Annotated in this window: 21 protein-coding genes and 7 pseudogenes; 11 read left to right on the forward strand and 17 right to left on the reverse strand. The window is 51.3% G+C overall.

The genetic code is table 11. The features are described 5' to 3' along the window. Window positions 1-46: 46 nt before the first annotated feature. Genes HV041_RS24285 through HV041_RS24300 form a run of 4 tightly spaced genes read right to left on the reverse strand, consistent with a single transcriptional unit; the run spans window position 47 to window position 2,701 of the window. On the reverse strand, window positions 47-370 hold the full coding sequence (locus tag HV041_RS24285) for a hypothetical protein (protein ID WP_071446655.1): 324 nt from the start codon (window positions 368-370) through the stop codon (window positions 47-49). Next, window positions 367-804, reverse strand: coding sequence for a hypothetical protein (locus tag HV041_RS24290; RefSeq protein WP_071446654.1), 438 nt, complete (start codon window positions 802-804; stop codon window positions 367-369). The genes HV041_RS24285 and HV041_RS24290 overlap by 4 nt, the downstream gene beginning before the upstream one ends. Then, window positions 804-1,835 carry a ParB/RepB/Spo0J family partition protein gene (locus HV041_RS24295; protein ID WP_071446653.1) on the reverse strand — a complete coding sequence of 344 codons (1,032 nt, stop codon included), beginning with the start codon at window positions 1,833-1,835 and terminating at the stop codon, window positions 804-806. The genes HV041_RS24290 and HV041_RS24295 overlap by 1 nt, the downstream gene beginning before the upstream one ends. After that, window positions 1,835-2,701 carry an AAA family ATPase gene (locus tag HV041_RS24300; protein WP_071446652.1) on the reverse strand — a complete coding sequence of 289 codons (867 nt, stop codon included), beginning with the start codon at window positions 2,699-2,701 and terminating at the stop codon, window positions 1,835-1,837. Before HV041_RS24300 ends, HV041_RS24295 begins: the two co-directional genes overlap by 1 nt. A 406-nt stretch (window positions 2,702-3,107) precedes the next feature. On the opposite strand from HV041_RS24300, the gene HV041_RS24925 reads away from it, so the two are divergent. Further along, the gene (locus HV041_RS24925) at window positions 3,108-3,326 is read left to right on the forward strand and encodes a hypothetical protein (RefSeq protein ID WP_071446651.1); all 219 of its coding nucleotides are present in this window, start codon (window positions 3,108-3,110) and stop codon (window positions 3,324-3,326) included. A 75-nt stretch (window positions 3,327-3,401) separates the two neighbouring features. Here HV041_RS24925 and HV041_RS24305 read toward each other — a convergent pair whose 3' ends face one another. Together HV041_RS24305 and HV041_RS24310 are read right to left on the reverse strand one after the other, a co-directional pair. Next, window positions 3,402-3,794: a hypothetical protein gene (locus HV041_RS24305; protein WP_071446650.1), complete on the reverse strand. Its 393-nt coding sequence runs from the start codon at window positions 3,792-3,794 to the stop codon at window positions 3,402-3,404. Between the two features lie 136 nt (window positions 3,795-3,930). Then, window positions 3,931-4,434 carry a peptidase M14 gene (locus HV041_RS24310; protein WP_071446649.1) on the reverse strand — a complete coding sequence of 168 codons (504 nt, stop codon included), beginning with the start codon at window positions 4,432-4,434 and terminating at the stop codon, window positions 3,931-3,933. A 422-nt stretch (window positions 4,435-4,856) separates the two neighbouring features. Between HV041_RS24310 and HV041_RS24315 the strand changes: the two genes are divergently transcribed. The 3 genes from HV041_RS24315 to HV041_RS24325 all read left to right on the forward strand — a co-directional run bounded on the left by HV041_RS24315 (window position 4,857) and on the right by HV041_RS24325 (window position 6,818). Continuing rightward, window positions 4,857-5,489 carry a recombinase family protein gene (locus HV041_RS24315; protein ID WP_042005150.1) on the forward strand — a complete coding sequence of 211 codons (633 nt, stop codon included), beginning with the start codon at window positions 4,857-4,859 and terminating at the stop codon, window positions 5,487-5,489. 53 nt (window positions 5,490-5,542) lie between these two features. Further along, entirely contained in the window at window positions 5,543-5,743 is a 201-nt protein-coding gene (locus HV041_RS24320) for a hypothetical protein (protein WP_045358108.1), read from the forward strand. A 145-nt stretch (window positions 5,744-5,888) separates the two neighbouring features. Further along, window positions 5,889-6,818, forward strand: a complete 930-nt coding sequence (locus HV041_RS24325) for an Rpn family recombination-promoting nuclease/putative transposase (RefSeq protein WP_071444535.1) — start codon at window positions 5,889-5,891, stop codon at window positions 6,816-6,818. Here the strand turns inward: HV041_RS24325 and HV041_RS24930 are convergent. Further along, window positions 6,815-7,047, reverse strand: a pseudogene (locus tag HV041_RS24930) (hypothetical protein); the annotation flags it as partial. The gene HV041_RS24325 and the pseudogene HV041_RS24930 overlap by 4 nt on opposite strands. A gap of 201 nt (window positions 7,048-7,248) precedes the next feature. Next, a pseudogene (locus HV041_RS24330) lies at window positions 7,249-9,367 on the reverse strand (Tn3-like element Tn5403 family transposase); the annotation flags it as partial. Between the two features lie 64 nt (window positions 9,368-9,431). On the opposite strand from HV041_RS24330, the gene HV041_RS24335 reads away from it, so the two are divergent. After that, on the forward strand, window positions 9,432-10,136 hold the full coding sequence (locus HV041_RS24335) for an IS6-like element IS26 family transposase (RefSeq protein ID WP_001067855.1): 705 nt from the start codon (window positions 9,432-9,434) through the stop codon (window positions 10,134-10,136). Between the two features lie 52 nt (window positions 10,137-10,188). After that, window positions 10,189-10,350, forward strand: a pseudogene (locus tag HV041_RS24340) (IS6 family transposase); the annotation flags it as partial. A gap of 104 nt (window positions 10,351-10,454) precedes the next feature. Here the strand turns inward: HV041_RS24340 and HV041_RS24345 are convergent. Beyond that, window positions 10,455-10,601, reverse strand: a pseudogene (locus HV041_RS24345) (IS1 family transposase); the annotation flags it as partial. 101 nt (window positions 10,602-10,702) lie between these two features. Here HV041_RS24345 and HV041_RS24350 point away from each other — a divergent pair. Next, window positions 10,703-10,866: pseudogene (locus HV041_RS24350) on the forward strand (IS1 family transposase); the annotation flags it as partial. A gap of 40 nt (window positions 10,867-10,906) precedes the next feature. Here the strand turns inward: HV041_RS24350 and HV041_RS24355 are convergent. The 7 genes from HV041_RS24355 to HV041_RS24385 all read right to left on the reverse strand — a co-directional run bounded on the left by HV041_RS24355 (window position 10,907) and on the right by HV041_RS24385 (window position 18,986). Continuing rightward, window positions 10,907-12,385 (reverse strand): FGGY-family carbohydrate kinase, encoded by a 1,479-nt coding sequence (locus HV041_RS24355; RefSeq protein WP_058670812.1) that lies wholly within the window; start codon window positions 12,383-12,385, stop codon window positions 10,907-10,909. Next, a complete protein-coding gene (locus HV041_RS24360) occupies window positions 12,382-13,275 on the reverse strand; it encodes an L-ribulose-5-phosphate 3-epimerase (protein WP_058670811.1) in 894 nt (297 codons plus the stop codon). The genes HV041_RS24355 and HV041_RS24360 overlap by 4 nt, the downstream gene beginning before the upstream one ends. Next, complete coding sequence (locus HV041_RS24365; protein ID WP_058670810.1) at window positions 13,275-14,321, reverse strand: ABC transporter permease; 1,047 nt, start codon at window positions 14,319-14,321, stop codon at window positions 13,275-13,277. The genes HV041_RS24360 and HV041_RS24365 overlap by 1 nt, the downstream gene beginning before the upstream one ends. A gap of 13 nt (window positions 14,322-14,334) precedes the next feature. Then, a complete protein-coding gene (locus HV041_RS24370; RefSeq protein WP_058670809.1) occupies window positions 14,335-15,321 on the reverse strand; it encodes an ABC transporter permease in 987 nt (328 codons plus the stop codon). Then, window positions 15,314-16,828 carry a sugar ABC transporter ATP-binding protein gene (locus tag HV041_RS24375; protein ID WP_058670808.1) on the reverse strand — a complete coding sequence of 505 codons (1,515 nt, stop codon included), beginning with the start codon at window positions 16,826-16,828 and terminating at the stop codon, window positions 15,314-15,316. The genes HV041_RS24370 and HV041_RS24375 overlap by 8 nt, the downstream gene beginning before the upstream one ends. Window positions 16,829-16,895: 67 nt before the next feature. Then, window positions 16,896-17,900, reverse strand: a complete 1,005-nt coding sequence (locus HV041_RS24380) for a substrate-binding domain-containing protein (RefSeq protein ID WP_058670807.1) — start codon at window positions 17,898-17,900, stop codon at window positions 16,896-16,898. Between the two features lie 276 nt (window positions 17,901-18,176). Then, complete coding sequence (locus HV041_RS24385) at window positions 18,177-18,986, reverse strand: DeoR/GlpR family DNA-binding transcription regulator (RefSeq protein WP_058670806.1); 810 nt, start codon at window positions 18,984-18,986, stop codon at window positions 18,177-18,179. A 439-nt stretch (window positions 18,987-19,425) separates the two neighbouring features. On the opposite strand from HV041_RS24385, the gene araD reads away from it, so the two are divergent. Further along, window positions 19,426-20,121 carry an L-ribulose-5-phosphate 4-epimerase gene (gene araD, locus HV041_RS24390; protein WP_058670805.1) on the forward strand — a complete coding sequence of 232 codons (696 nt, stop codon included), beginning with the start codon at window positions 19,426-19,428 and terminating at the stop codon, window positions 20,119-20,121. Window positions 20,122-20,591: 470 nt separating this feature from the next. After that, window positions 20,592-21,121: pseudogene (locus tag HV041_RS24395) on the forward strand (IS1 family transposase); the annotation flags it as partial. 34 nt (window positions 21,122-21,155) lie between these two features. On the opposite strand, the pseudogene HV041_RS24400 reads toward HV041_RS24395, so the two are convergent. After that, a pseudogene (locus tag HV041_RS24400) lies at window positions 21,156-21,557 on the reverse strand (Tn3 family transposase); the annotation flags it as partial. A 67-nt stretch (window positions 21,558-21,624) separates the two neighbouring features. Here HV041_RS24400 and HV041_RS24405 point away from each other — a divergent pair. Together HV041_RS24405 and HV041_RS24410 are read left to right on the forward strand one after the other, a co-directional pair. Continuing rightward, complete coding sequence (locus HV041_RS24405; RefSeq protein ID WP_000019403.1) at window positions 21,625-22,605, forward strand: IS5-like element IS5 family transposase; 981 nt, start codon at window positions 21,625-21,627, stop codon at window positions 22,603-22,605. A gap of 721 nt (window positions 22,606-23,326) precedes the next feature. Further along, window positions 23,327-24,358, forward strand: coding sequence for a LacI family DNA-binding transcriptional regulator (locus HV041_RS24410; protein WP_040219205.1), 1,032 nt, complete (start codon window positions 23,327-23,329; stop codon window positions 24,356-24,358). Window positions 24,359-24,644 lie beyond the last annotated feature (286 nt).

Below are 24,644 nucleotides of genomic sequence, written 5' to 3' on the forward strand. Positions count from 1 at the left end.
GCATCGTGATGCTCCTGTAAAAATTTCGCATGCGAAATCTCAATATCTAATTTCGCCGATAGAGTTCTTTAACGCTTGCAGATAGCTGGTAGTGCTGTTTTGCCCACCGCCCGTAGTTATTAACGGACTCATACTGACGCTCGGCAGCACCATCACGGTAATACTGTATATGGATAATCCCATGTAGCTGCAGATAGCTGGCTACCGTTGTTACATTATTGCGAATGAAGCGCGTGTGGCTCTGGAACACATCAAGATCAACTCCGTCCTGTCCTTCATCAAGCGCATCAAGAATAAAAGCGATTAATGCAGAAGCGATAGAACGTCTGCCAGAGCCTGCGATACAAGCATCAAGCTCTTGAAAGGTCATGTGGATTTCCTGTTGTAACGGTAGCTGGCATCCTCTTCAATTGCCGCCACGAACCATCCGGTAGCCGTTTGCCTGTCTATGCTATCAGGCAAGGAAGCGACTAACTGCTCAAGTGGAAGTGTACGATTAGCTCTGAATATCAGCGCCGACATACCACACCAGTCCTGGTTACTTTCTGGCTTCCAGCCGATGCTGAGCATCAATGTTAACGCTGTCTGAGCTGCCCACAACGGAGTTTCAGCCGGGTTAGAGGACCATGAAAGTAACGCCGCGCCGGGTACGGGCCTGCTTCTTGTAACATATCCCAGATTGATAGCCGCTTCTGTTAATGCGGCAGCTGCTTCGGATTGAGTTCCGGGATATCGAAGCGCCCAGAGGCGGACAATTTGGCCACGGAATGCCATGGCCATTTCGGTGAACGGGGTTGATTTCATCACTGAGAGCGCATCCCTTTGACGCGTAGTTCAGAAGCCTCAACTGAAATCTCACCAATTTCCATTTTCACCCACACATACCCAGCTTTATCTGGCGCACGGTCAGTCATTATTACCCCTTGCTGACCGTCTATCTCGACAACAACCTGCCATGTTTTTACATCTGAATTACAGTCTAAAAGCTTGGTTGATTTTTTGTTCTGAGACTTAGATTTCGCATGCGAAATCTCACCTTTGCTTTTGTTCTTAACTGCATCAAGAACAGCTTTAACCTGCGAACGTGAAATACCAGACTCTCGCGCAGCTGCGACAAGCTTCTCGGCCTCTTCGGGAGACTTTTCATTTACCTGTATCAGTGTGTATGCCAGATCGACATCGGATGTGATTTTATCCCGGAGAAGGGCGGTAACATTTTCTGGTGCATCAATGAGACGAAGGTGTTTACTGACAAATGAGGTAGGCTTACCCATTGTTTTTGCGATCTGCTCACCCGTCATATTGAACTCATGCTTGAGCTCATAGAACGATTTTGCAGTCGCTAATGGTTTCAAACCAGACTGCTGCAGATTTTCAATGAGCTGACCGATGATGCGTTCTTTTCTTTCCCGTGGTGGTTTACCGACATAAATATCAATGTGGGTATCACCACGCTTGCGGGCAGTGCGAACACGCGTTTCGCCTAACCATATCTGGTAGCCACGTCTGTCACGAGGATAACAACGAGGCGGGGTAAGCATCCCTATCGTTTCGAAGGTATCAGCCATACCATCGATAATATCTTCCTCGAAGTCTTCTTCAGGTCGCACTTGTTCTTCAGCATAAACCAGATTTATATCGACACGGATTATCTGTCCATCAGGTTCGATATCCGGTCGGGCAATATCCGCCATAATCTGGTGCGCAGCTATATCATGGTTCTGCTCATCTGGTTGTTTATTTGCAATGACCTGTTCAATATCAGAAACAACAGATGCATTTTTTTTCATTTCCTGCTGCGCCTGGAGTCGTCTCATAAACGGTTTCTTGGCCATTACTTACCTCCTGCGAGCAGAATAATTTTCTTAGTAAGTTCTTTATACTGAATTGCAGGAAGACATTTGGGGTCATATTCATCAAATGAGAGACCAAGTTCGATCGCTTCCTTTGCAGCAGCAGGTACAAATGATATATAGGCGAGAATGTATTCTTCAGAGTAGCCTTTTCCCTGAAGGATCTCGATGAGGAGATTCAGGTTCAGTGTATCAATAGGCCCCAGATATCCTTCTTTAAGTGGCTTTTTATAATTTTTGACCTGCGTCTGCGTCACATAAGTCCCCATGAACTGCAGCGAAGGATTGTAGTTCCGCTTAATTTTCTGCATATAAGTAAGCTGTTTACCAACTGCATTACGGGCCTGCTTCTCCAGCAGGGTAGGGATCAGAAGGTAATCAGCTGACATATGCGCTGCGATCATGACATTTGAATAAGATGGCGCTGAATCAGCAATAATAAAATCAAACTGTTTCTTCAGTTCTTCAATACGGTCCCTGAAGTCGAACATGCAGTCGCTGTTTCGGTAGTTAATTTCATTAAGTTCACTGGTAGCACCGATAAAAAAGCGCCCGCCAGGAAGCTCAATCGGTCGAATCTCTGTTTCAGAAAAGAAAAGCTGATATGTATTCGCTTCACCGGGTGTAAAACTGTTACTTAAAGGTTCGCGTTCTATCTCATAAGGTAAGCCGTCAGGGAATGCCCTCTCCGTCAGACCAGTTGTCCAGTCCATATCAATTTCAAGCACACGGAAACCAGCTTCACGAAGGTCATGTGCGATTTCACTGGATGACTGCGATTTAACGATTCCGCCCTTCTGACTACATACAACGATCAGTTTTCCGATAGGTCCAATTTTCAGTGTCATGTAACAATCCTTAAGATTTCGCATGCGAAATGTTTGAGAAGGGGCGGCACGGCTTGAAAGAGTATTTCAATAATGAAATGAATTCATTGCGGGATTTCATACACACTCCTGTGAGTCAGGCGTTTCGCCAGGTGCAGAAGCAGCTATCTGCCACTGCGTTTGTTGTCGCGCTTTCATGACAACACAAACAGTATACAGAGAAAATATAAGATATCAATAATGATACGCAATAGATTTCGCATGCGAAATCACATTTTATGTCCGTTAGTAAAAGCCGAACCAGCGGCTTTTTTACGTCACTGGTTTAATACCCTCGCCATCTGGACACTCCGATAATTCTGTCCAGTTCTGCTGGCAGCGCAGGATCTGGCCTGATAGTCTTGGGTAATAACTACAGGAGGTAGAGATGACATTTTTCCTTATTATTGCGTTTGCTCTGATAGTCGTCGGTAGGCTTCTGCTGCGAAAGAGCCTAAATAAACTCCACAATGAGTATTACCGCCGCGCTGACGAGCGGGGATGCGCGGAACGTTATGAATCGTTCGTTCGCCTTTACAATTCCAGAGATCCCCGCATTTTAGAAATTGCTTATCTGGAAGCCATTTCCTGCACTAAGGCCGCTTGAGCGGCCTTTTTTATATCCCTCGTTTAATTCTCCGCTCGGTTAGACATTCAGGTATTTCTGTCCACGTCAGTTAGCTCAGGTCCATAACGAAAGAATCCAGCCAGCTATCACATCGTTTGAAATTGATGCGAAAACTCCACACGCGCCTCCAAGCCACCATTTATGCTTTCCCACAAAACGCTTTAGCTTTTCCCCTCTGGTAAGTGATGCCTCATGCAATTCGATAAGCGTTATCCATTCCTGTATCTTCTGTTTATAATAATTCCAGCTATTCTTATCTACCTGTTCCTGAGATAGCGGTTTTATTCTTCTGGAGATCCAGCCGCAGAATTCGGGAGGCATAATTTCCGATAACTCTTTTACACCAAAATCAAACCGGTGCTGGTTAAGAAGAGATATAATTTCTCTCTGTTCAGCGGTGTTAAGCCCAGCGCGGTCGCGGACTTCAATTAGTTGGTCCAGTGTCATAAGCAAGCCCTCTTATGGTTGAAGACCCCTATTTTATCACCTCCGGAACATGGCCGTAGAAGTCGCCCTGTTATGTCCATTTATAATAAATTTGCGTTCGCCTGGACGTTCAGTTGTTTCAGTTCACTTACTTACCTTACCTCCGCCAGAACGCCCACCATGCATGTTGTTTGCCCTGAAGTGCAGCTTTATCCTGAAGTAATTCAGCACTAACTACCCCCTGAAGCATAGAAACGGAGTCTCTCGCGGCATTACGGTAGGAATCAATAAGATCACTGGGCTTTCTGAGCAAAATAAATTGCGATACTTTTGCCTGAGTATCAAACGCATAAACTCGTAATTCAGACGAAGAAGTGAGACTCACAATATTATGCAACCGCATATAATCGGTGTAGTCCTCGCCACCTGGATCACATGATTCATAAAGATATTTCTGCATTAGCAATTGCGATGAAGAAAGGAAATCTATATAGCGGTCAGTTTTTTTATCTATATCACGCAGTCGCTGAGCTACTGCTTCTTTCCTAATTTCATGGAGGTGTGTTAATTTCAGTGTAATCCAGCCGCCAACAATGGTGATTAACGCGCCCAGACCGATTTTAACGGCACTGTCAGCCACATCCACCCACTCAAGCGCCATCTGCTATCCCTTCTATTTCTGTGATGATCATGACTGTCAGTATAAATCCCCGGCGGATTGGACATACAGCGCTTTCTGTCCAGTTCAATCCATGCCTCGCTCTATCACCTTCAATCATGCACCAAGAATGTACAAAAAATGTTTTCTAACTTGGACATTTCGGCACTATCGGAAAAAGTGTCCAGAAAATATTTCTGGTGATCGTATTTAATTTTGTTGACCCGCTGCGCAAACCGTGAGTCTGTTCAGAACTTGCTTCTGAACAGGGGAGGGGTTGGACAAGCCCGCCGGGCGCGTCAGCAAGTCACATTGGGGTATGCTCTATATATACCACCCGAAAAAATACTGGCGAATGTTATTGTTACCACATAAGTGATACCATTATAAGCAAGACCACTTAAAAGTTACCAGAAGGACAAAATATGTTCGTTTTTGGTTACCTCCGGGCATCCACTTCAGAGCAGGATGCCAGCCGCGCAAAAAATGCGCTGAAGGCATTTGCAAACCAAAATGGCCACCGTATTGCTGGCTGGTATATCGATAATGTCTCCGGTACGACAATGAACCGTCCTGAACTGATCAGGCTTCTTGGTGATGCGGAACCTGGTGATGTGATTCTCATAGAACAGGTCGACAGGCTTACCCGCCTGGATGATGCAGGCTGGGAGACACTCAGAAAGCAAATTACCGATAAGCAGCTGGCCATCGTCAGTCTTGATCTACCGACCAGCCATCTGGCGCTATCCAGCACAGTAAGTGATGACTTTACCCGAAGCATGCTGAAGGCCGTAAATGGCATGATGCTGGATATGCTCGCCGCTATTGCCCGAAAAGATTACGAAGACCGTCGACGCCGTCAGTCAGAGGGTATCAGTAAGGCGAAAGCTGAAGGAAAATACCGAGGCAGGGTGGCCGATGCACAGAAACATGAATTGATACGCACTCTGCGTCTGGCCCACGGAAAATCACTGCGTGAAACAGCCCGGCTAGCTGGCGTATCAAAGATGACAGTAATCAGAGTCTGTAACGGCAATCATAAACAGGATACTGATTGACGATACTTATTCACGTTAGGTTCAGAACAAACAATTAAGCTTATGGAGCGAATATGGCTGAAAGAATATCTCAAAGAGAACAGGAGTTGTTGGAGGAATTCCTTTGTACTGTTCTGGATGATTTCAGTAAAGGCAGTATAACCCGCCATCAGGCTGTCAGCGGTATCGCGACATTATATACAGCTGCCGCAGAAGGACGGAGAGAAGAGGTTTTAGAATATCTGAGAGAGGGAAGAAAGTTGCTAAGGCAGTAATTGATGATGAGTAAAGATGGTTTAGGGAGGGGACCGAACCACCCCGGAACGGCCCCCTGAAGGAATGGCAATTCCGTTCACCGCCAATATTAGCTTTTTCCAGGCTGTGATAACATCTCCGGGTCATTTTTCAGAGCCAGGGCAGATGAAGAAGAAAAACAGCATACCCACTCCTCACGATGCCACGTTCAGGCAGTTCCTGACGCAACCGGATATTGCCCGGGATTTCATGGAAATCCACCTGCCTGCAGAGCTGCGAGCAGTCTGCGATCTCAGCACGCTGAAACTGGAATCAGGCTCGTTCGTTGAGGATGATCTCCGCCAGTATTTCAGCGACGTCCTCTATAGCCTGAAAACTACAGCCGGCGACGGCTATATTCATGTTCTGGTCGAGCACCAGTCAACGCCGGACAAACATATGGCTTTCCGCCTCATACGCTATGCGGTAGCCGCCATGCAGCGCCACCTGGAGGCAGGGCATAAAAAACTGCCACTGGTGATACCGGTGCTGTTCTATACGGGTAAGCGCAGCCCGTATCCGTACTCTACTCGTTGGCTGGATGAATTTGACGCTCCCGAGCTGGCAGGCAAACTCTACAGCAACGCTTTCCCGCTGGTAGACGTTACGATCATTCCGGATGATGAAATCGCTGGCCATCGCAGCATGGCCGCCCTGACTTTACTGCAAAAGCATATTCACCAGCGGGACCTGGCAGAACTGGTCGACCGGCTGGCACCCATCTTGCTGGCGGGATACTTGTCTTCATCGCAGGTGATATCGCTGGTACACTATATAGTGCAGGCAGGCGAAACATCCGACGCCGAAGCCTTTGTACGCGAACTGGCACAGCGTGTGCCGCAACACGGAGACGCACTTATGACCATCGCACAACAGCTTGAACAGAAGGGCATCGAGAAGGGGATTCAGCTCGGTGAACAACGCGGCATTGAAAAAGGCGAGCGCGAAGCCACCCTTAAAATTGCACGAACCATGCTCCAGAACGGCATTGACCGCAATACCGTCATAAAAATGACCGGTCTGACTGAAGACGACCTGGCGCAGATCCGCCACTAATCACCCTTTCCTGGCACTCCCTGTCTGGTCATCAGCGAATACTGGTGGGGCAGGGAGTCACCAGACTCAAGTTCAGCCAGCCACAGCGATTAAACAGCTTCATCACCTCGCCACATTCCCCCGTCAGACACGCTGTCAACGGATTTATCTGTAAAGCGACATAGAGATTGGCTCGTAAGAGATAAATGCCGTTCACACCCGCACTGAGCGCCACAGCATTCCGACCGGCCCCCAGTTAGCAGCTTCTCAGTCGGGCACAATCCAGTAAAAAAGCGATGAGTCATCGATGGAGATACAGGCTAGAAAAGTGCGGTTCTGGCTTGTTCATATCCCGAATGACCACGTGCGTAACATTTTCATTAAATACAATTATGTCAATTATTTTTATTCACAATATGGGGTCGGTTCCGGCTGAGGGCGAAATGACACCCTAAGCTTTCGGTTCCTTGGGCCAAAGATATTCGCCAGTCAGTAGAATGTGCGCCCAGCCCAATGGGGATATGTGGGGAAGAAATTCAGGGGGAACATCCAACCCTTCGTTCCGCCGCTCCGTGACGGCATGACCAAGATGGACGGTATTCCAGTAAATGATCACCGCAGTCAATAAATTGAGCCCAGCGATTCGGTAGTGCTGCCCCTCTGTCGTGCGATCGCGAATTTCCCCCTGCCTCCCGATACGGAGCGCATTTTTGAGCGCATGGTGGGCCTCTCCCTTGTTAAGACCGATCTGAGCACGCCGCTGCATGTCCGTATCCAGGATCCACTCAATAATGAAAAGGGTCCGTTCAATACGACCAACTTCACGAAGCGCAACTGCAAGGTTGTTTTGTCGTGGGTAAGAAGCGAGCTTGCGCAGGAGTTGGCTGGGCCTGATTTTGCCAGCGGTCATCGTCGCGGCACAACGGAATATCAGGCCAGTTCGCAACGATAAGATCCTCCCGGGCTTTTCCACCTACCAACTTGCGTAACTCCCTGGGGGTCGTATCGGGATTAAATACGTACAACCGCTTCGATGGCAGATCCCTGATTCGCAGAACGAGATTGTAGCCGAGCAGGCTACTGGCTCCGAACAAATGGTCGGTGAATCCTGCTGTATCGGCATACTGTTCGCGAACATGGCGACCGACCTCGTTCATCAGTAGTCCATCGAGAATATACGGTGCCTCGCTCACGGTCGCCGGGATCGACTGACAAGCGAATGGCGCGAACTGGTCGCTTACGTGAGTATACGCTTTGAGGCCGGGAACAGAACCATATTTGGCATTGACCATGTTCATGGCTTCGCCATGCCGCGCTGTCGGGAAAAACTGACCATCGCTCGATGCTGACGTGCCCATCCCCCAGACGCGTGACATCGGCAGTTTACCCTGCGCGGCCACCACAATTGCCAATGCCTGGTTCATGGCTTCGCTTTCAACATGCCAGCGGGCAAGGCGTGAGAGCTGCCAGTAATCATGCGTGTTTGTAGCTTCCGCCATCTTACGCAGGCCCAGATTGAGCCCTTCAGCGAGCAGGACGTTGAGCAGACCGATCCGGTCGCGACATGGAGCCCCGGTTCTCAGATGGGTAAACGCATCTGTGAAACCAAGGGCTGCATCAACTTCAAGCAGCATGTCGGTAATCCGAACGGACGGCATTCGGCGATACAGATCCAGTATGAGTGCCTCGGCACCATCCGGCACGTCTGCTGTCAACCTGTCGATCCGCAACGTTCCATCTTCTATGCTACCGTGCGGAATAGTGCCGTTACGGGCAGCCCGGGCCAGCCGCTTAAGAGCGATCGTGAGTCGCGCCTTTCTGTCTGCCAGCCAATCCTGTGGGTTGGAAGGCACGGCCAGTTTTGCATTTTCCTGCGCCGCGATCATCGGCACCAGTACCTGCTTGAGGTCACCATAGCGGCGCGAATGAGCGAGCCAGACATCTCCGGAACGAAAAGCATCCCGGAGGTGAAAGAGTACCGCCACTTCCCAAAGACGGGTATCTCCTTTTTCCTGAGCTCGTAAATGACGGTTCCATTTGGAGTTGGGCCGCAGGAAACGCCTTTCTGGCGATGCAACACCTTTCATCTCTCCGATCGACAAAGCTGCTGCTACCAATGGTCCGGCGACCGGCGCGGCTTCGAGCTTCAGACAGCGCAACATGCGGGGCGCATAACGACGAAAGCGATGGTATCCCTGCCCGACATATGCAAGAGGCTCATCGGCTAGCGTGTTGCTGAGTTGAGTCCCTGTCGCTACCAGTTGAGCGAGCCGGTCCCATGCAACCGAACTGGCGACAGCCATCTCCAGCGGGGTTCCGTCACTGCGGGCCTCAAGCAACGAAGCTCCCAGCGCGGTGAAGGTACGGATCGTATCCGTGAGTGTGGCTTTAGAGCCGGAAATTGTTTCGTCATGCTGGCGCTTCGCTTCCCGCCAGGTTTTTCCTACGATCCTGTCATGGGTTTCGACTATGGCATCAGCAATCGCCGCTTCCCACTCCACAACACAGACGGCAAGGATCGCCCAGCGGCGGTCCGAAGTGATGTCACGCAAACCGTCGGTGAAGTAGCGTGGCACTGTTGCAAATAGTCGGTGGTGATAAACTTATCATCCCCTTTTGCTGATGGAGCTGCACATGAACCCATTCAAAGGCCGGCATTTTCAGCGTGACATCATTCTGTGGGCCGTACGCTGGTACTGCAAATACGGCATCAGTTACCGTGAGCTGCAGGAGATGCTGGCTGAACGCGGAGTGAATGTCGATCACTCCACGATTTACCGCTGGGTTCAGCGTTATGCGCCTGAAATGGAAAAACGGCTGCGCTGGTACTGGCGTAACCCTTCCGATCTTTGCCCGTGGCACATGGATGAAACCTACGTGAAGGTCAATGGCCGCTGGGCGTATCTGTACCGGGCCGTCGACAGCCGGGGCCGCACTGTCGATTTTTATCTCTCCTCCCGTCGTAACAGCAAAGCTGCATACCGGTTTCTGGGTAAAATCCTCAACAACGTGAAGAAGTGGCAGATCCCGCGATTCATCAACACGGATAAAGCGCCCGCCTATGGTCGCGCGCTTGCTCTGCTCAAACGCGAAGGCCGGTGCCCGTCTGACGTTGAACACCGACAGATTAAGTACCGGAACAACGTGATTGAATGCGATCATGGCAAACTGAAACGGATAATCGGCGCCACGCTGGGATTTAAATCCATGAAGACGGCTTACGCCACCATCAAAGGTATTGAGGTGATGCGTGCACTACGCAAAGGCCAGGCCTCAGCATTTTATTATGGTGATCCCCTGGGCGAAATGCGCCTGGTAAGCAGAGTTTTTGAAATGTAAGGCCTTTGAATAAGACAAAAGGCTGCCTCATCGCTAACTTTGCAACAGTGCCATAATCGGCGCCACGCTGGGATTTAAATCCATGAAGACGGCTTACGCCACCATCAAAGGTATTGAGGTGATGCGTGCACTACGCAAAGGCCAGGCCTCAGCATTTTATTATGGTGATCCCCTGGGCGAAATGCGCCTGGTAAGCAGAGTTTTTGAAATGTAAGGCCTTTGAATAAGACAAAAGGCTGCCTCATCGCTAACTTTGCAACAGTGCCTCAATTATAACAATTGGTTATTTCCTTAGCGTACGTTTTCGTTCCATTGGCCCTCAGACCCCGTGTAAGTGAACTGTAGCTGCCATGTTTTACGGCAGTGAGAGCAGAGATAGCGCTGATGTCCGGCAGTACTTTTACCGTTACGCACCACGCCTTCAGTAGCTGAGCAGGAGGGACAACTGATGGAGATGGAAGCCACGGGAGCACCTCAAAAACACCATCGTACACTAAATCAGTAAGTTGGCAGCATTACCCATTTTTTTCATTTCCTGAATTTCGGCCGTGATAGCAAAAATCGATGTGCGGAAGCTGCACGTTATCAGCAATCGGTATACGCAGCACATAATCTTAATCTGAGGCAGCATCTTGCAAGGCTGGGCAGGAAGTCGCTGTCGTTCTCAAAATCGGTGGAACTGCATGACAAAGTCATTGGACATTATCTGACGATAAATCATTACCCATAAATTGGAGTCATGACCGTCAGACGGGAGTCTTCACTTCACTTCACTTCACTTCACTTAATGCCTGCGCAATCTGCTTAAAGCGCTCGAAGCGTTTTCTCAGCATTACGTGTTTAGCCGGGTTTGGCTCCAGGCGAAGGGTGGGCGGCTGGCAGTGCTTCATTGCCGTCTGGAAATCGCTGTATTCACCGGCCCCCACCGCCGCACAAATCGCTGCCGCGCGGCAGCCGGACTGCTTCACGTCGACGATTTCCAGCGGCAGGTTGCTGGCGTCGCAAAACATTTGCATCCAGATATTCGAATGAGTTGGCCCGCCGGTAAAGCGGATGAAGTCGCTGCCTGTGCCCAGATCTTGCACGCGATCCTGATGCAGCAGATGTGAGAAGACGATGCCCTGATAGATGGCGTAGATAATGTCTTCCCGGCTGTGGTGGCCGCTTAAGCCAAGGAAGCCACCGTGCAGGCTATCGTGGAAGTTGGAGCCGTACAGCCACGGATAAAACAGGATGTTGAGATCCTTTTCGTAGCCGTCTTTCGCCCACTGGTTAAGCTGGCGATAGCTGTCCGGCAGATCCGGGAAGAACTGCTGCACAAACCAGGCGAGGTTGCTGGCCGAGGTCGGACTGCCTTCATGAACAAAGAAAGTGCCGGGAATGCAGTATTTCCCCCACACGTAGGGATAGTCAGACGGTTCAATACAGTCGAAAACGCGAGTGGCAATACTCCAGGTGCCTGCTACGGCGCTCAGGCAGGAACTGTCGTGTACGCCCGAGGCCAACGCTGCGCCGACAACGTCAAACAGCCCGCCGAACACCGGCGTTCCGGCTTTTAAACCGCACCGCACGGCGGCCTGTTCGGTGACGTATCCGGCGCATTCGGCGGAACCGATCACCGGCGGCGCTTTCTCCGCCATCTCTGCAATACCGAAGATGTTAAACAGAGTAGGGTCGAATGCCCCCTGCTGCTGGTTAAACAAATTGCTGCCGGAGATATTGGTTTCTTCGCAGGCGAACTTGCCGGTCAGGCAGTAGCGGATATAGTCGTGGACCATCAGAATATAGCCCGTGCGCTGATAGCTGTCCGGCTCATGCTCCTTCAGCCAGCCGAGCAGCGCCGCCGGATGCGACGGCCACAGCTGTTGCAGGCTGCGCCCGTAAGCTTCGGCGTCGCGGCCTTCACTTTTCCAGCGGCTGACCAGTGGCTGTGTGCGTGAGTCGGAGGAGACGATGCCGTTACGCACCGGCTGGCCCTGCTTATCCACCAGGTACAGACCCTTACCGTGGGCGGAAAAGCTCACGCCGTGAATCGCATCTGCCGCAATACCGCTGTCTTTCAACACCTGGCGAATCACCTGGCTGGTGGCGGACCACAGCTCTGCCATATCGCGTTCGCAGAACCCCATCTGTTCACTGAGCAGCGGTACTGCCAGCTCAACGACTTTGATCTCCAGACCGTCCGCGGTGTAAATCCCCGCTTTGGTTACCGTCCCACCTAAATCAACTCCCATAAAGTAGTGGCTCATACTGCCTCCGGGCTGAGCAGCGCGGCGCGAGTTTCACCCCAGCCGGCTGCGGCCATTTTGTCTTCAATCCAGCGACGGGCGCGAATGATTTCCAGCAGTGGCTCGTCGGCTTTTTCCGTCCACATTTCAATCAGGAAGGTGCCGCGATAGTTCAGGCGGCGCAGGGTTTTAAAGAACTGGACGAAATCAACACAGCCCTCGCCAAACGGCACATCGCGGAACTGGCCCGGCGAGTCCGGCGTGACCGGCAGCGTATCTTTCAAGTGGATAGCCGCAATGCGATCGATACCGCCGGTCAGCTCGCTGTCCACCTCATTTCCCCAGGCGCTGAGGTTGCCGATATCGGGATAGACGGTGAACCATGGCGAGTTAATTTTCTGATTCAGCGCCTGCCACTTGCTGATGGAGTTCATAAACGGCGTGTCCATGATTTCCACCGCGCACATCACCTGTGCCCCGGCGGCCAGTTCAACGGCCCAGGCCACGGAGTCCTCAAAGCGGGCGATAGTGTCGTCGTCCTGTGGTTCGTAATAGACGTCGTAGCCTGCCAGTTGAATGGTACGGATGCCCAAATCTTGCGCCAGCCGCACTGCTTTTTCCATAATGGCATACGCCTGCTGGCGGGTCTGCGCGTCGCGGCTGCCGAACGGGAAGCGGCGGTGTGCCGACAGGCACAGGGTGGGAATACGCACGCCGGTCTGCTGAATCGCCTGGATGATCTCCATGCGCTCTGCCTGCGTCCAGTCCAGGCGCGCCAGGCGTTCATCGCTTTCATCCACCGACATCTCGACGAAATCAAACCCGCAGGATTTCGCCACGGCCAGTTTCTCCACCCAACTGGTCCCTTTCGGTAGGGCCTTCTCGTAAATCCCTAATGGATGCTTACGCATTATCTTTCCCCACGTGTTGCCAGCAACTGCCGGTGCTTTTTCTGGTTCAGCTTCATTGCCCGCTGCGCCTGCCATTTGTTTTTAAAGAATTTGAACGCCAGGGCGAAAATCAGCGTGATGCCCCATACCGCCAGATTGAAGTGCAGGCTGACACCCGCCAGGCTTAGCCCGGTGGCAATAACCTGTAGCACCAGCAGCGCACAGAAGACGTGGATAATTTTGCCCACGCCGCCGAACGGATCGGTTCCGCCCAGCACAATAGCCAGCACCGTCAGCAGCAGATAGGAGTCTCCGTAGCCCATGCGCGCCGAGTTAAAGCGGGCCATCATGATAAGCCCCGCCAGCACGCACAGCAGGCTGGAAATGGCGTAAATCGCCATCATGATTCGGTCGGTGCGGATGCCGCTGAACCAGGTGGCGTTAATGTTGCTGCCGCACATGTAGATATTTTTGCCGAGGCGCGTTCTGCCCAGTAGCAAGGCCAAAAATACGGTGGCGACGATAAAGATAATCAGCGGAACCGGGACTCCCCATATCACTTCCGATCCCATACTGCGCACGATCGGCGGCATGCCGCTCAGCGCCGCGCCTTTGGTCAGGTACACCCCAATGCCGCTGATAATGGTCATGCTGCCGAGGGTCACCAGAATCGGGTGCGCGCCCACGCGGGAAATCATCAGCCCGGTCAGTACGCCAATCAGCACCGCAATCCCCGCCGCGCCTAGCAGCGCCAGTACCAGCCACATCAACTGAATGCCGATGCTGGCATCAACCGGAATGTAGTTGATCAGCAGCCAGGCCATAAACAGGCTGGTGAGGTTGGCTGTGCCGATAATCGACAGATTCAAGCCGCCGCTCAGCATGGGTACAAACATCGCAAAGGTCAGCAGGCCGAGTTCCGGCAACTGAAACGCAATGCTCAGAAAGGTGTTTTCGGTCAGAAAGCGGCCCGGCATCGCCAGTGAAAAGGCCACCGTGGCAATCAGGCAGATAGCCAGCAGACCGGTGCTGGTACCGTCCAGAGGTAAAAAGGGTTTATTTTTCATTAAACAGTCTCCGTCAGACGAAGCCGACATCGGTTTCTTTGCGTTTCTTGTAGTGGGTGACGCAGATCGCGGCGACGATAACGACGCCAATCACGATGTTGACGAAATAGCTGGAAACGCCGATCAGGTTCAGGCCGTTTTTCAGAATGCCGATCAGGAATACGCCCATCAGCGTGCCGATCACCGAGCCTCTGCCCCCTGAGAGACTGGCACCGCCCAACACCGCCGCAGCCAGCACATCCAGCTCGCCGCCAACCAGCGCGTTAGGCACCACTTCGCTCATGCGGTACGCCTGCAGCATGCCGCCAATCGCCGCCGACGCGCCCAGATAGCCGTAGGCAAACAGATAGATAACGGAGACGCGGATGCCGATACGACGGGCGGATTCGTTGCTGCCGCCGACGGCGTAGAGCTGCCGACCGATATGGGTTTTATTCAGCAGCAGCCAGGTCAGCAGCGCCATGCCCAGCATCACGACCACCGGCAAGCCCACCTGGTAGCTTTCGCCGCCGTATTCGAAGGGCAGGATAGTGCGCTGGCTGATCCACCAGTCGGGCAGGTCGTAAATGCTATGACCGTTGGTAATCCACATCAGCATGCCGAACAGCAGCGACTGCATACTGATGGTGATAATGATCGAGACGATATTGAGGTAGTAGATCAGCACGGCGTTAATCAGCCCGAAGACCACACCGCAGACAATCGCCAGCACGATGCACAGCAGTGGGCTGGCAATCACATCGTTGAGCAACAGTGAGGCAATAAAATACTGCGCTACGGAAGCCACGGCGGCGAAGGAAATATCAATGCCGCCGGTCACCAGCACCACAAATAAACCCAGCGCGAAAATCCCGGTTACGGCATAGCTTTCGGTCAAATCCAGCAGATTCTGGATCGACAAAAACTCGCTGCTTAAGGTTGAAAACAGCACCAGCATTAACGCGATAACCCAGCCCAGCCAGCCTTCGACCGAACGTGGCATTTTAAAAATGTTAGCCATTGATGGCCTCCGCGAATTGATGTTCGCTCAGCGTTGAAGGAATTAACTCGTTAATGATTTTTCCCTGCTTCATATGCAGCACGCGATCGCAGTTGTAATAGGCTTCCGGGGCTTCATCAGTGATCAGCAGCACCGAAATACCGACGCCGGACAGGCGGTGGATCAACTTGTAGATACTGTCTTTCGCACCGATATCCACGCCGACGGTGGGCGCATCAAGAATCAACACTTTTGGCCGGGTGAGTATCCATTTCGCCAGCACCACCTTCTGCTGGTTGCCGCCGGAAAGGGTTGAAAGCGGGTTATCCGGGTTGGTCACCTTGATATCCAGATCTTTGATCCACTCCTGCACCAGCGCGTCTTTGCGCTGTTCATCGATCATATGCCACGGTGTTTTGATCTCATCGAGAATGGAAATCACCATGTTGTCGGCAACCGACTGCGGCAGAATGGCACCCAGCGTCAGACGGTCTTCTGAAACATAGGCAATGCCCATTTCTCGTGCCTGGGTGTTGTCTTTGATCTGTACCTGTTTACCATCAAGGAGGATCTTGCCGCTATCGGGATGAGTGATACCAAACAGGCTCAGCGCCAGCTCGGTACGGCCGGAGCCCAGCAGGCCGCACAGACCCAGTACTTCGCCACGATGTAGCTGGAGGGAAATATCGTCAAACTGGCCTTTGCGGCTGAGGTGATTCAGCTCCAGCACCACTTTACCCAGTTCGGCGTTCGGCAGCTTCTGCTGGTGTTCAATGACTAATCCGGTCATCAGCTCGGTGATTTTGCCGGTGGATAGGGCGGCGGCGTCCCAGGTGCCGATCTTCTCGCCGTCGCGGATCACGGTAATGCGGTCGGAAATTTCTTTCACTTCATCCAGACGGTGGCTGACGAAGACCACAGTGATGTTTTTATCACGCAGGTAGTTCACTGTGCGCAGCAACTGGTTCACTTCGGTTCGTGTCAGCGAGGCGGTGGGCTCATCCATAATCACCAGCCGGGCATCTGCAACCAACGCGCGGCAGATGGCGATTTGCTGACGTTGGGCTATTGGAAGATGCTGCACCAGCGCGTCCGGATCGATATTGAACGCCAGTTCGTTGAGGATCTGCTGCGCTTTTTCTTTCAGTTTTTTTTGCTTAAACCAGCCGAAATAGCCCTTAAGGTTGTATTCGAAGGCAATGTTTTCGGCGACGGTCAGATTCGGAAACAGCGACAGGTCCTGATAAATCACTTGAATGCCTAAGGCCCTGGCGCGATCGGGCGTCAGGCGAGCATGGGTTTTGTCGTCGATGATGATTTCGCTGCCGGCATCGGGCGCGTAGACGCCGCTGATGGTTTTAATCAGTGTACTTTTACCGCAGCCGTTGGCTCCGGCCAGGCAGTGGACTTCGCCCTGGTTTAAGGTCAGCGTGATGTTTTTTAATGCCTGATGACCGCCAAAGCTTTTTGACAGCGCGTTCAGCGTGATCAGCGCGGCGGCATTATCGACATTGTTATTATTAAGCATCGTTCTTGCCCTGGTGTTAGACGTGAATAAAGCCGGAGCGCAAAGGCTCCGGCGATACGGCTCAGGGTCAGAGGCCCAGTTTCACCAGACGTTTGGTGTTTTCCACATCCAGTTTTTCCGGGTTATCGCTGAGGATGGTGTTGCCTTTTATTTTGATTTCGCCCATGTCGCCCAGTTTGACGCCGTCTTTGATCGGTTCTCCGTTCATCATCGCCGTCGCCACCTGCACAAAGACCTTGCCGGCGGTCATCGGGTTAGAGATATAGCCGCCATCGATCGCTCCTTTCTCCAGCAGCTTGATGCCCTGACCCGGGGTAAATGTACCGAAGACGCAGATATCATTGTTTTTCTTACGCTTGTCGATAGCGCGGCCTGCGCCGATTGGGCCCTGCGAGCCGAAGGACATAATGCCTTTCAGATCTTTGTGTTTTGACATCAGGTCGTTGGCGGTACGCATGGAGTCATCTACCGATTCGGCGACGCCAAAACGGTCTTCAACCAGCTGCATTTTCGGATAGTGTTCTTTCTGGTAGGCGATGGCCGCGTTGGCCCAGTCGTTTACCAGCGGAACGGTCAGGCTGCCAACGAACATGGCATATTTGCCTTCTTCACCCATGCAGGCAGCCATATCTTTCATATGGTTAGCGCCCATGGTTTGGGTGTCGAGCAATTCAAAGTCCCAGTCCGCATTGGCCTGTGCCGGTGATTCGTGGGTAATAACCTTGATACCCGCTTCCTGCGCGCGTTTCAGTACCGGTTCCAGCACTTTGGCGTCGTTTGGTACCACGCCAATCACATCCACTTTCTTGGCAATCAAATCTTCAATGGCGCGCACCTGCTCGGCCGGATCGGCGGTGGTTGGCCCCACCTGCCAGGCGTTCACACCCAGGGCTTTACCTTCTTCTTTAATCCCCTGTTCCATCACGTTAAACCAGGGAATCCCACCTACTTTCACCACCACGCCCATGGTAAAAGGCTTGTTGGCTTTTTGAGGGACCGCTGCGTCATCAGCCCAGGTGGAAAATGAAGCGATCAGTGAGGCGATTACACAGGGTAAGAGTAATTTTTTCATTATTAGATCCTCAGAAGGTTATTTTAATTTTCATCGTTGCCTAATAGTTCGTTATTTGGTTGGTTTCCCCTTCGCCATTACACCGCGCGTTGCTAAATAAAATGAGCGGCAACGGCTAACGCAAAGTATGCATTAATCCGCTTTAGCCATTGAATAAAACAATGGTGATAGTGTATTTCGGTTCCGGTTTATTACAACTTTTACTGTTATTGACGGTAATAAAACCGTTCTGGTTAATTGAGCCAGAACGGACGGGTTTTATTTTTGCTAAAGAACTTATTTATCAACTTCAATCACACTAAATTCAGGACTGTCTCCCCAGTTTCTTTCTTCAGCCACTTTATTGGTGATTAAAATGTCAATGTCATCGAGCATGCAAATCTTACAAAATGCGAACTGATCGAATTTACTGGAGTCGGCCAGCAGAATTTTCTTGCCGGAAACCTGTAGCATCACCTGCTTTAAGCGGGCGTTAATTTCACTGCCGTCACGAATGCCATTTTCCAGATTCAGTCCCTGACAGGAGAAAAAGAAAGTATTGATCTGAAAGTTACGAATCGCGCTTTCCGCCACCGGGCCGTGGAAATCCTCGTGGCGTTCAGAGTATTCACCTCCGCAGCCAATAATACGCACTTTATCGCGGCAGGCCAGCGCCTGGATGATTTTGAGCGAGTTGGTTACGACGGTGATATCAATATCCGGGATCTGTCGTGCCAGGAACCAGCAGGTGCTGCTGTTATCCAGCTGGATGCAGTCGCCGGGTTGAATAAACTGCAGCGCAGCCTTGGCCAGTTTCATCTTGATATCGGGATGTTCTTCCGTTCTTTTGCGTAACGATTCTGCCCAATCAATAGTATCCGCTTTGTAGAAAGCATTCTGCACGGGCCGGGTGCGGTCATCATAGTCATCAAGTGACACTGCGCCGCCAAAGCTGCGAATCAGTTTCTTGTTACGTTCCAGCAGATTTAAATCGCGGCGGATAGTTTCCTGCGAAACGCTGCACATAGCCGACAGTTCAGCAACCAGCGCGGAGCCATTCTGTTGCACATAGCTACAAATCATCTTATAACGCTCAGCCTGTAACATAAATAGCCCGATTCCATTGCTTATCACATGGCCTAATATTCATACTTTTCAGTTATTTTTAAAGTGACTGATTTCAAGAAACCTGATCGCTGGGTTTTTCATATACCATAACGTGATAAATATCACAATACATTGATGTTTTTATTTATTTTTTGCATTTTAATGTGATTTTTATCACTTAAAAGCGGGCGTTATTGCAGATAAAAATTCATTAACAGCTTTAAATCAACATAAACGGTCAAGTCATAAATGCCCGTTTTTGACCAAATTCGACCGTTTTCGTTTGTTTGGCTAATTTTGCCATTCCCACAGGCTTTTCGCCGCGGAGTATTAGACGTAACGTAATAAACCATTCACTCCTTCTTAATTGATGAAATGAATATTTGCAGCGATTTATTCGTCATCTGCAAATAAGTTTTTTATTACGTGAGGTTAAACTATGCTGCAGAAATTAAAACAACAGGTATTTGAAGCAAACCTATTATTACCCGCCCACAAGCTGGTTACCTTTACCTGGGGAAACGTCAGCGGAATCGATCGTAAATGCGGTCTGGTGGTGATTAAACCTTCCGGCGTGGATTATAAAGATATGCGGCCGGAAGATATGGTGGTGGTCGATCTGCAAACCGGGAAAGTGGTAGAGGGTGATAAAAAACCCTCTTCCGATACCGCGACGCATCTGGTGCTGTATCGTGCCTTTGAGCATATCGGCGGCGTGGTACATACTCATTCTCGCCACGCGACGATCTGGGCGCAGGCCGGTCAGCCGCTGAAGGCGCTGGGCACCACTCACGCCGATTATTTCTATGGCACGATTCCCTGCACCCGGCTGATGCGCGATGAGGAAATTAACGGTCAGTATGAGCATGAAACCGGGAATGTCATTGTGGAAACGGTGAATCAGCAGGGGATTAGCGCGAAGGATATCCCTGCGGTGCTGGTCAACGGCCACGGTCCCTTTGCCTGGGGCATCGATGCGGATAATGCCGTGCATAATGCCGTAGTGCTGGAAGAGATCGCCTATATGAATCTGTTCACCCGTCAGCTACAGCCCGGCGTTGACAGTATGCAGCAGACGCTGCTGGATAAACACTTCCTGCGTAAGCACGGGGTGAATGCGTATTACGGGCAATAATCGCGTTCTACTCAGGAAGAGAGAATTTATTCGTTCTGGTATGGTGGATCGGCCATGCCAGTTTTATGTAATGTGGATTTGACCCTATATATCCAGACGCTTTTTCTCCCTTACGGTTGCGATAACTTCCTGCGTATATATTCCCGTGGTGAGCGCTACCCCAGCGCACGGTAGGGATGATGCTCGTTGTAATGACTGAACGCCACCGCCAGATTCACCTGCGCCGACCGACTTTGCGCTTTCGGCTGTGAGTTCAACCGATGGATGCAACACACTCATTGAACCGCTCTGCGGGTGATTCATAGTCTGGTGTTTTTCGTGGCCTCTCGTTGAGCTGCCTGGTGATTAGAAGTGAGATAAATGAACAGGGATAAGCGAGATAATTGTGGGATTCTGTGGTTGTCCCGGGGATTTAGGTAATGGTGCCAACTTACTGATTTAGTGTACGATGGTGTTTTTGAGGTGCTCCCGTGGCTTCCATCTCCATCAGTTGTCCCTCCTGCTCAGCTACTGAAGGCGTGGTGCGTAACGGTAAAAGTACTGCCGGACATCAGCGCTATCTCTGCTCTCACTGCCGTAAAACATGGCAGCTACAGTTCACTTACACCGCCTCTCAGCCCGGTACACACCAGAAAATCATTGATATGGCCATGAATGGTGTTGGATGCCGGGCAACCGCCCGCATTATGGGCGTTGGCCTCAACACGATTTTACGTCACTTAAAAAACTCAGGCCGCAGTCGGTAACCTCGCGCATACAGCCGGGCAGTGATGTGATTGTCTGCGCTGAAATGGACGAACAGTGGGGCTACGTCGGTGCTAAATCACGTCAGCGCTGGCTGTTTTACGCGTATGACAGGATACGGAGGACGGTTGTGGCGCACGTCTTCGGTGAACGCACTCTGGCCACACTGGAGCGTCTTCTGAGCCTGCTGTCGGCCTTTGAGGTCGTGGTATGGATGACGGATGGCTGGCCGCTGTATGAATCCCGCCTGAAGGGGGCAGTGACCGGGTAGCTGCGATAACTGCCAACTTTCAGGCAACCACGTCGATCGGTAACCTTGTTTCCATATCAAGCTCAAATATCCCATAGGGGTTTACATGAGCGTAAATCAGCGGTGTCAGTGCTCTGAAGTCTTCTGCCTTCATTCGTGACAGCCATACGGGCTCATGGAGTACCTGCTGGATCATCAGCGTGTTCACGTAGACCAGGCAAATCTGCAACAGATGCAGCGCCAGAACAGACAACTCCTGCTCTTCCAGACGGTTTGTCGCCACCTCTCCGCCTTTACCATAAAAAATGAACGCATTTGCACTATTCCAGTTTTCCACTACGTTCAGCCCTTCATTTATCTCAATGCGAAGATCTTCGGAGCCAATATACCGGCATAAGAAAATGGTTTTTATTGCTTTCCCCAGCTCCGCCAGAGCCTTATGGAAGGTGCGAACAAGTCCCTGATATGAGATCATGTTTGTCATCTGGAGCCATGGAACAGGGTTCATCATGAGTCATCAACTTACCTTCGCCGACAGTGAATTCAGCAGTAAGCGCCGTCAGACCAGAAAAGAGATTTTCTTGTCCCGCATGGAGCAGATTCTGCCATGGCAAAACATGGTGGAAGTCATCGAGCCGTTTTACCCCAAGGCTGGTAATGGCCGGCGACCTTATCCGCTGGAAACCATGCTACGCATTCACTGCATGCAGCATTGGTACAACCTGAGCGATGGCGCGATGGAAGATGCTCTGTACGAAATCGCCTCCATGCGTCTGTTTGCCCGGTTATCCCTGGATAGCGCCTTGCCGGACCGCACCACCATCATGAATTTCCGCCACCTGCTGGAGCAGCATCAACTGGCCCGCCAATTGTTCAAGACCATCAATCGCTGGCTGGCCGAAGCAGGCGTCATGATGACTCAAGGCACCTTGGTCGATGCCACCATCATTGAGGCACCCAGCTCGACCAAGAACAAAGAGCAGCAACGCGATCCGGAGATGCATCAGACCAAGAAAGGCAATCAGTGGCACTTTGGCATGAAGGCCCACATTGGTGTCGATGCCAAGAGTGGCCTGACCCACAGCCTAGTCACCACCGCGGCCAACGAGCATGACCTCAATCAGCTGGGTAATCTGCTGCATGGAGAGGAGCAATTTGTCTCAGCCGATGCCGGCTACCAAGGGGCGCCACAGCGCGAGGAGCTGGCCGAGGTGGATGTGGACTGGCTGATCGCCGAGCGCCCCGGCAAGGTAAGAACCTTGAAACAGCATCCACGCAAGAACAAAACGGCCATCAACATCGAATACATGAAAGCCAGCATCCGGGCCAGGGTGGAGCACCCATTTCGCATCATCAAGCGACAGTTCGGCTTCGTGAAAGCCAGATACAAGGGGTTGCTGAAAAACGATAACCAACTGGCGATGTTATTCACGCTGGCCAACCTGTTTCGGGCGGACCAAATGATACGTCAGTGGGAGAGATCTCACTAAAAACTGGGGATAACGCCTTAAATGGCGAAGAAACGGTCTAAATAGGCTGATTCAAGGCATTTACGGGAGAAAAAATCGGCTCAAACATGAAGAAATGAAATGACTGAGTCAGCCGAGAAGAATTTCCCCGCTTATTCGCACCTTCCCTAACCATTCATTCAAATCTTTCACAGAGGAAGTCGGTGTGCCATAAGTGATATCGTGAACTTTAATCATGTCAGTTCCTTATAAAAAGGGGGATGCTTAGTGGGCGCTAAGGCCAAAACGGCTGTTTGGAAAACGATTGTCAGCAGTGTCGGCTTTCAGCCCTTACGTACAATGAAAAGTTTCGCAATTCGGTGATCGGTGTGCTTCGGGATTGCGGCTATATCCCCCATCGTAAATGGAAATATTTCGTCGCATTTTTTTGAGAAACGGCTTCTGAGAGCGATTACTGGCTTCTGAAGGGCTATATCACTAGCAGATTGAACTAACAGAAAGATTTGATCCTTTACGATCCAGAAAAGGATCTGCGAAGTTATGAGCACGCTCACTTCCGAGCGAGACTCCAACTTTCCCAGAAATCATTCACAAACAAAGTTATTTACCTTCTGTTCACAAAACGAGAAGCGGCTCACTGATCAAACAAACCTAAACGTTTATGTTATGGTTCCATAAACGTTTAGGTTTAGATAATAACCGTATATATCGCAGGTAATTTCTTAGATGCAGAGACCGAAAAATGCGTAAAGCAACAATGCGGGATGTGAGCGAAGCAACGGGATTTTCCATGTTTACCGTTTCGCGCGCGCTAAACGGTGGCGATGGCGTCGCTGACGACAGCCGGGAGCTGATTTTAAAAGTGGCGCGAGAGCTCGGCTACGTACCCAACCGCGCGGCCCAGGCGCTACGCCGTTCGAGCAGAGACTCGGTGGCGGTGATCACCGCCCATGCGTCGAACTATTACTATCTCAACCTGATGTCCGGCATTCAGCAGATACTGCAGCCTTCACAGTGGACCGTGGTGCTTGGCGATATTGCGGTCAACGGCATCTATGACCGCGCGCAGGAAGATCGGATGATTAACCGCCTGATAGAGTCACGGATGGCCGGGATCATTTCGACGGTGACGCTGCAGCCGGAAAGCCTGACTCTGCTGGCGAAATGGGATATCCCGGTCGTCTTCGTTGATTCCCCGCCCTGCGGCGAGCACAACTTTCCCAGCGTCACGACCGACAATTACCATGCCAGCCTGCTGGTTGGAAACCATCTGGCGCAGTACGACTATAAAAACTGGCTGCTCCTTATCTACCCGGACCGCTGGACTACGCGTTTTGAACGCGAGCGCGGAATACGCGAGGCCGCCGAGCGGTGCGGCGCTACGCTTGGAGTTGTCGAAACGGAAAACGACGCGCAGTCGGCTGCAGACAAACTGAGCCAGTACCTCGACCGCCAGAAAGCGCTGCCGGATGTCCTTATTGCCGGTAACAACCCTATTCTGCTGGGTTCACTCAAACAGCTCCAGCAGCGCCAGATAGCCATTCCAGAGGATATGGCCCTGATTGCCTACGACGAATTCGACTGGGCGCCGCTATTAAATCCGCCGCTGACGGTGCTCAATGAAAATAGTGAAGAGATTGGCAGACAGTCGGCTGAAATGCTTATCCAGTTAATTAACCTGGAAGGGAAAGGAGAAATCAACACCCAACGTAAAGTTCCCGCCGAGCTGGTTATTCGCCAGTCCTGCGGCTGTAAAAAAACGCATAACAATTAAAAGACATTATAGAGATTGCTGACAACGTTTCGCCCGAATGGGCCTGCCCGACGCCGCTTCGCTCGCGCGGGCCTGAAGAACTGCTGTCGCGTTTTTGCCAGGCCCGCTAAGGTGCCTGTCGGCTAACAGCGGCAAAGCGTTTGCCATCCCTCTCTAATCATTTTAGAGCTTTAAATAACGGCTGAATAATCGGCCGACAGTAAAAAAACAACATCAGAGGATTATTTCTGAGGCTTCCCCACACCTGGCCGTACGTCATACCACACGATAATGAAAGGAACAGAAT

It is taken from the genome of Citrobacter sp. RHBSTW-00029, from assembly GCF_014104295.1.
GTDB lineage: Bacteria > Pseudomonadota > Gammaproteobacteria > Enterobacterales > Enterobacteriaceae > Citrobacter > Citrobacter youngae.

Coding starts and splice junctions, on each gene's coding strand:
- HV041_RS24285 (WP_071446655.1), bottom strand. CDS start 370: ATGACCTTTCAAGAGCTTGATGCTTGTATCGCAGGCTCTGGCAGACGT.
- HV041_RS24290 (WP_071446654.1), bottom strand. CDS start 804: ATGAAATCAACCCCGTTCACCGAAATGGCCATGGCATTCCGTGGCCAA.
- HV041_RS24295 (WP_071446653.1), bottom strand. CDS start 1,835: ATGGCCAAGAAACCGTTTATGAGACGACTCCAGGCGCAGCAGGAAATG.
- HV041_RS24300 (WP_071446652.1), bottom strand. CDS start 2,701: ATGACACTGAAAATTGGACCTATCGGAAAACTGATCGTTGTATGTAGT.
- HV041_RS24925 (WP_071446651.1), top strand. CDS start 3,108: ATGACATTTTTCCTTATTATTGCGTTTGCTCTGATAGTCGTCGGTAGG.
- HV041_RS24305 (WP_071446650.1), bottom strand. CDS start 3,794: ATGACACTGGACCAACTAATTGAAGTCCGCGACCGCGCTGGGCTTAAC.
- HV041_RS24310 (WP_071446649.1), bottom strand. CDS start 4,434: ATGGCGCTTGAGTGGGTGGATGTGGCTGACAGTGCCGTTAAAATCGGT.
- HV041_RS24315 (WP_042005150.1), top strand. CDS start 4,857: ATGTTCGTTTTTGGTTACCTCCGGGCATCCACTTCAGAGCAGGATGCC.
- HV041_RS24320 (WP_045358108.1), top strand. CDS start 5,543: ATGGCTGAAAGAATATCTCAAAGAGAACAGGAGTTGTTGGAGGAATTC.
- HV041_RS24325 (WP_071444535.1), top strand. CDS start 5,889: ATGAAGAAGAAAAACAGCATACCCACTCCTCACGATGCCACGTTCAGG.
- HV041_RS24335 (WP_001067855.1), top strand. CDS start 9,432: ATGAACCCATTCAAAGGCCGGCATTTTCAGCGTGACATCATTCTGTGG.
- HV041_RS24355 (WP_058670812.1), bottom strand. CDS start 12,385: ATGAGCCACTACTTTATGGGAGTTGATTTAGGTGGGACGGTAACCAAA.
- HV041_RS24360 (WP_058670811.1), bottom strand. CDS start 13,275: ATGCGTAAGCATCCATTAGGGATTTACGAGAAGGCCCTACCGAAAGGG.
- HV041_RS24365 (WP_058670810.1), bottom strand. CDS start 14,321: ATGAAAAATAAACCCTTTTTACCTCTGGACGGTACCAGCACCGGTCTG.
- HV041_RS24370 (WP_058670809.1), bottom strand. CDS start 15,321: ATGGCTAACATTTTTAAAATGCCACGTTCGGTCGAAGGCTGGCTGGGC.
- HV041_RS24375 (WP_058670808.1), bottom strand. CDS start 16,828: ATGCTTAATAATAACAATGTCGATAATGCCGCCGCGCTGATCACGCTG.
- HV041_RS24380 (WP_058670807.1), bottom strand. CDS start 17,900: ATGAAAAAATTACTCTTACCCTGTGTAATCGCCTCACTGATCGCTTCA.
- HV041_RS24385 (WP_058670806.1), bottom strand. CDS start 18,986: ATGTTACAGGCTGAGCGTTATAAGATGATTTGTAGCTATGTGCAACAG.
- araD (WP_058670805.1), top strand. CDS start 19,426: ATGCTGCAGAAATTAAAACAACAGGTATTTGAAGCAAACCTATTATTA.
- HV041_RS24405 (WP_000019403.1), top strand. CDS start 21,625: ATGAGTCATCAACTTACCTTCGCCGACAGTGAATTCAGCAGTAAGCGC.
- HV041_RS24410 (WP_040219205.1), top strand. CDS start 23,327: ATGCGTAAAGCAACAATGCGGGATGTGAGCGAAGCAACGGGATTTTCC.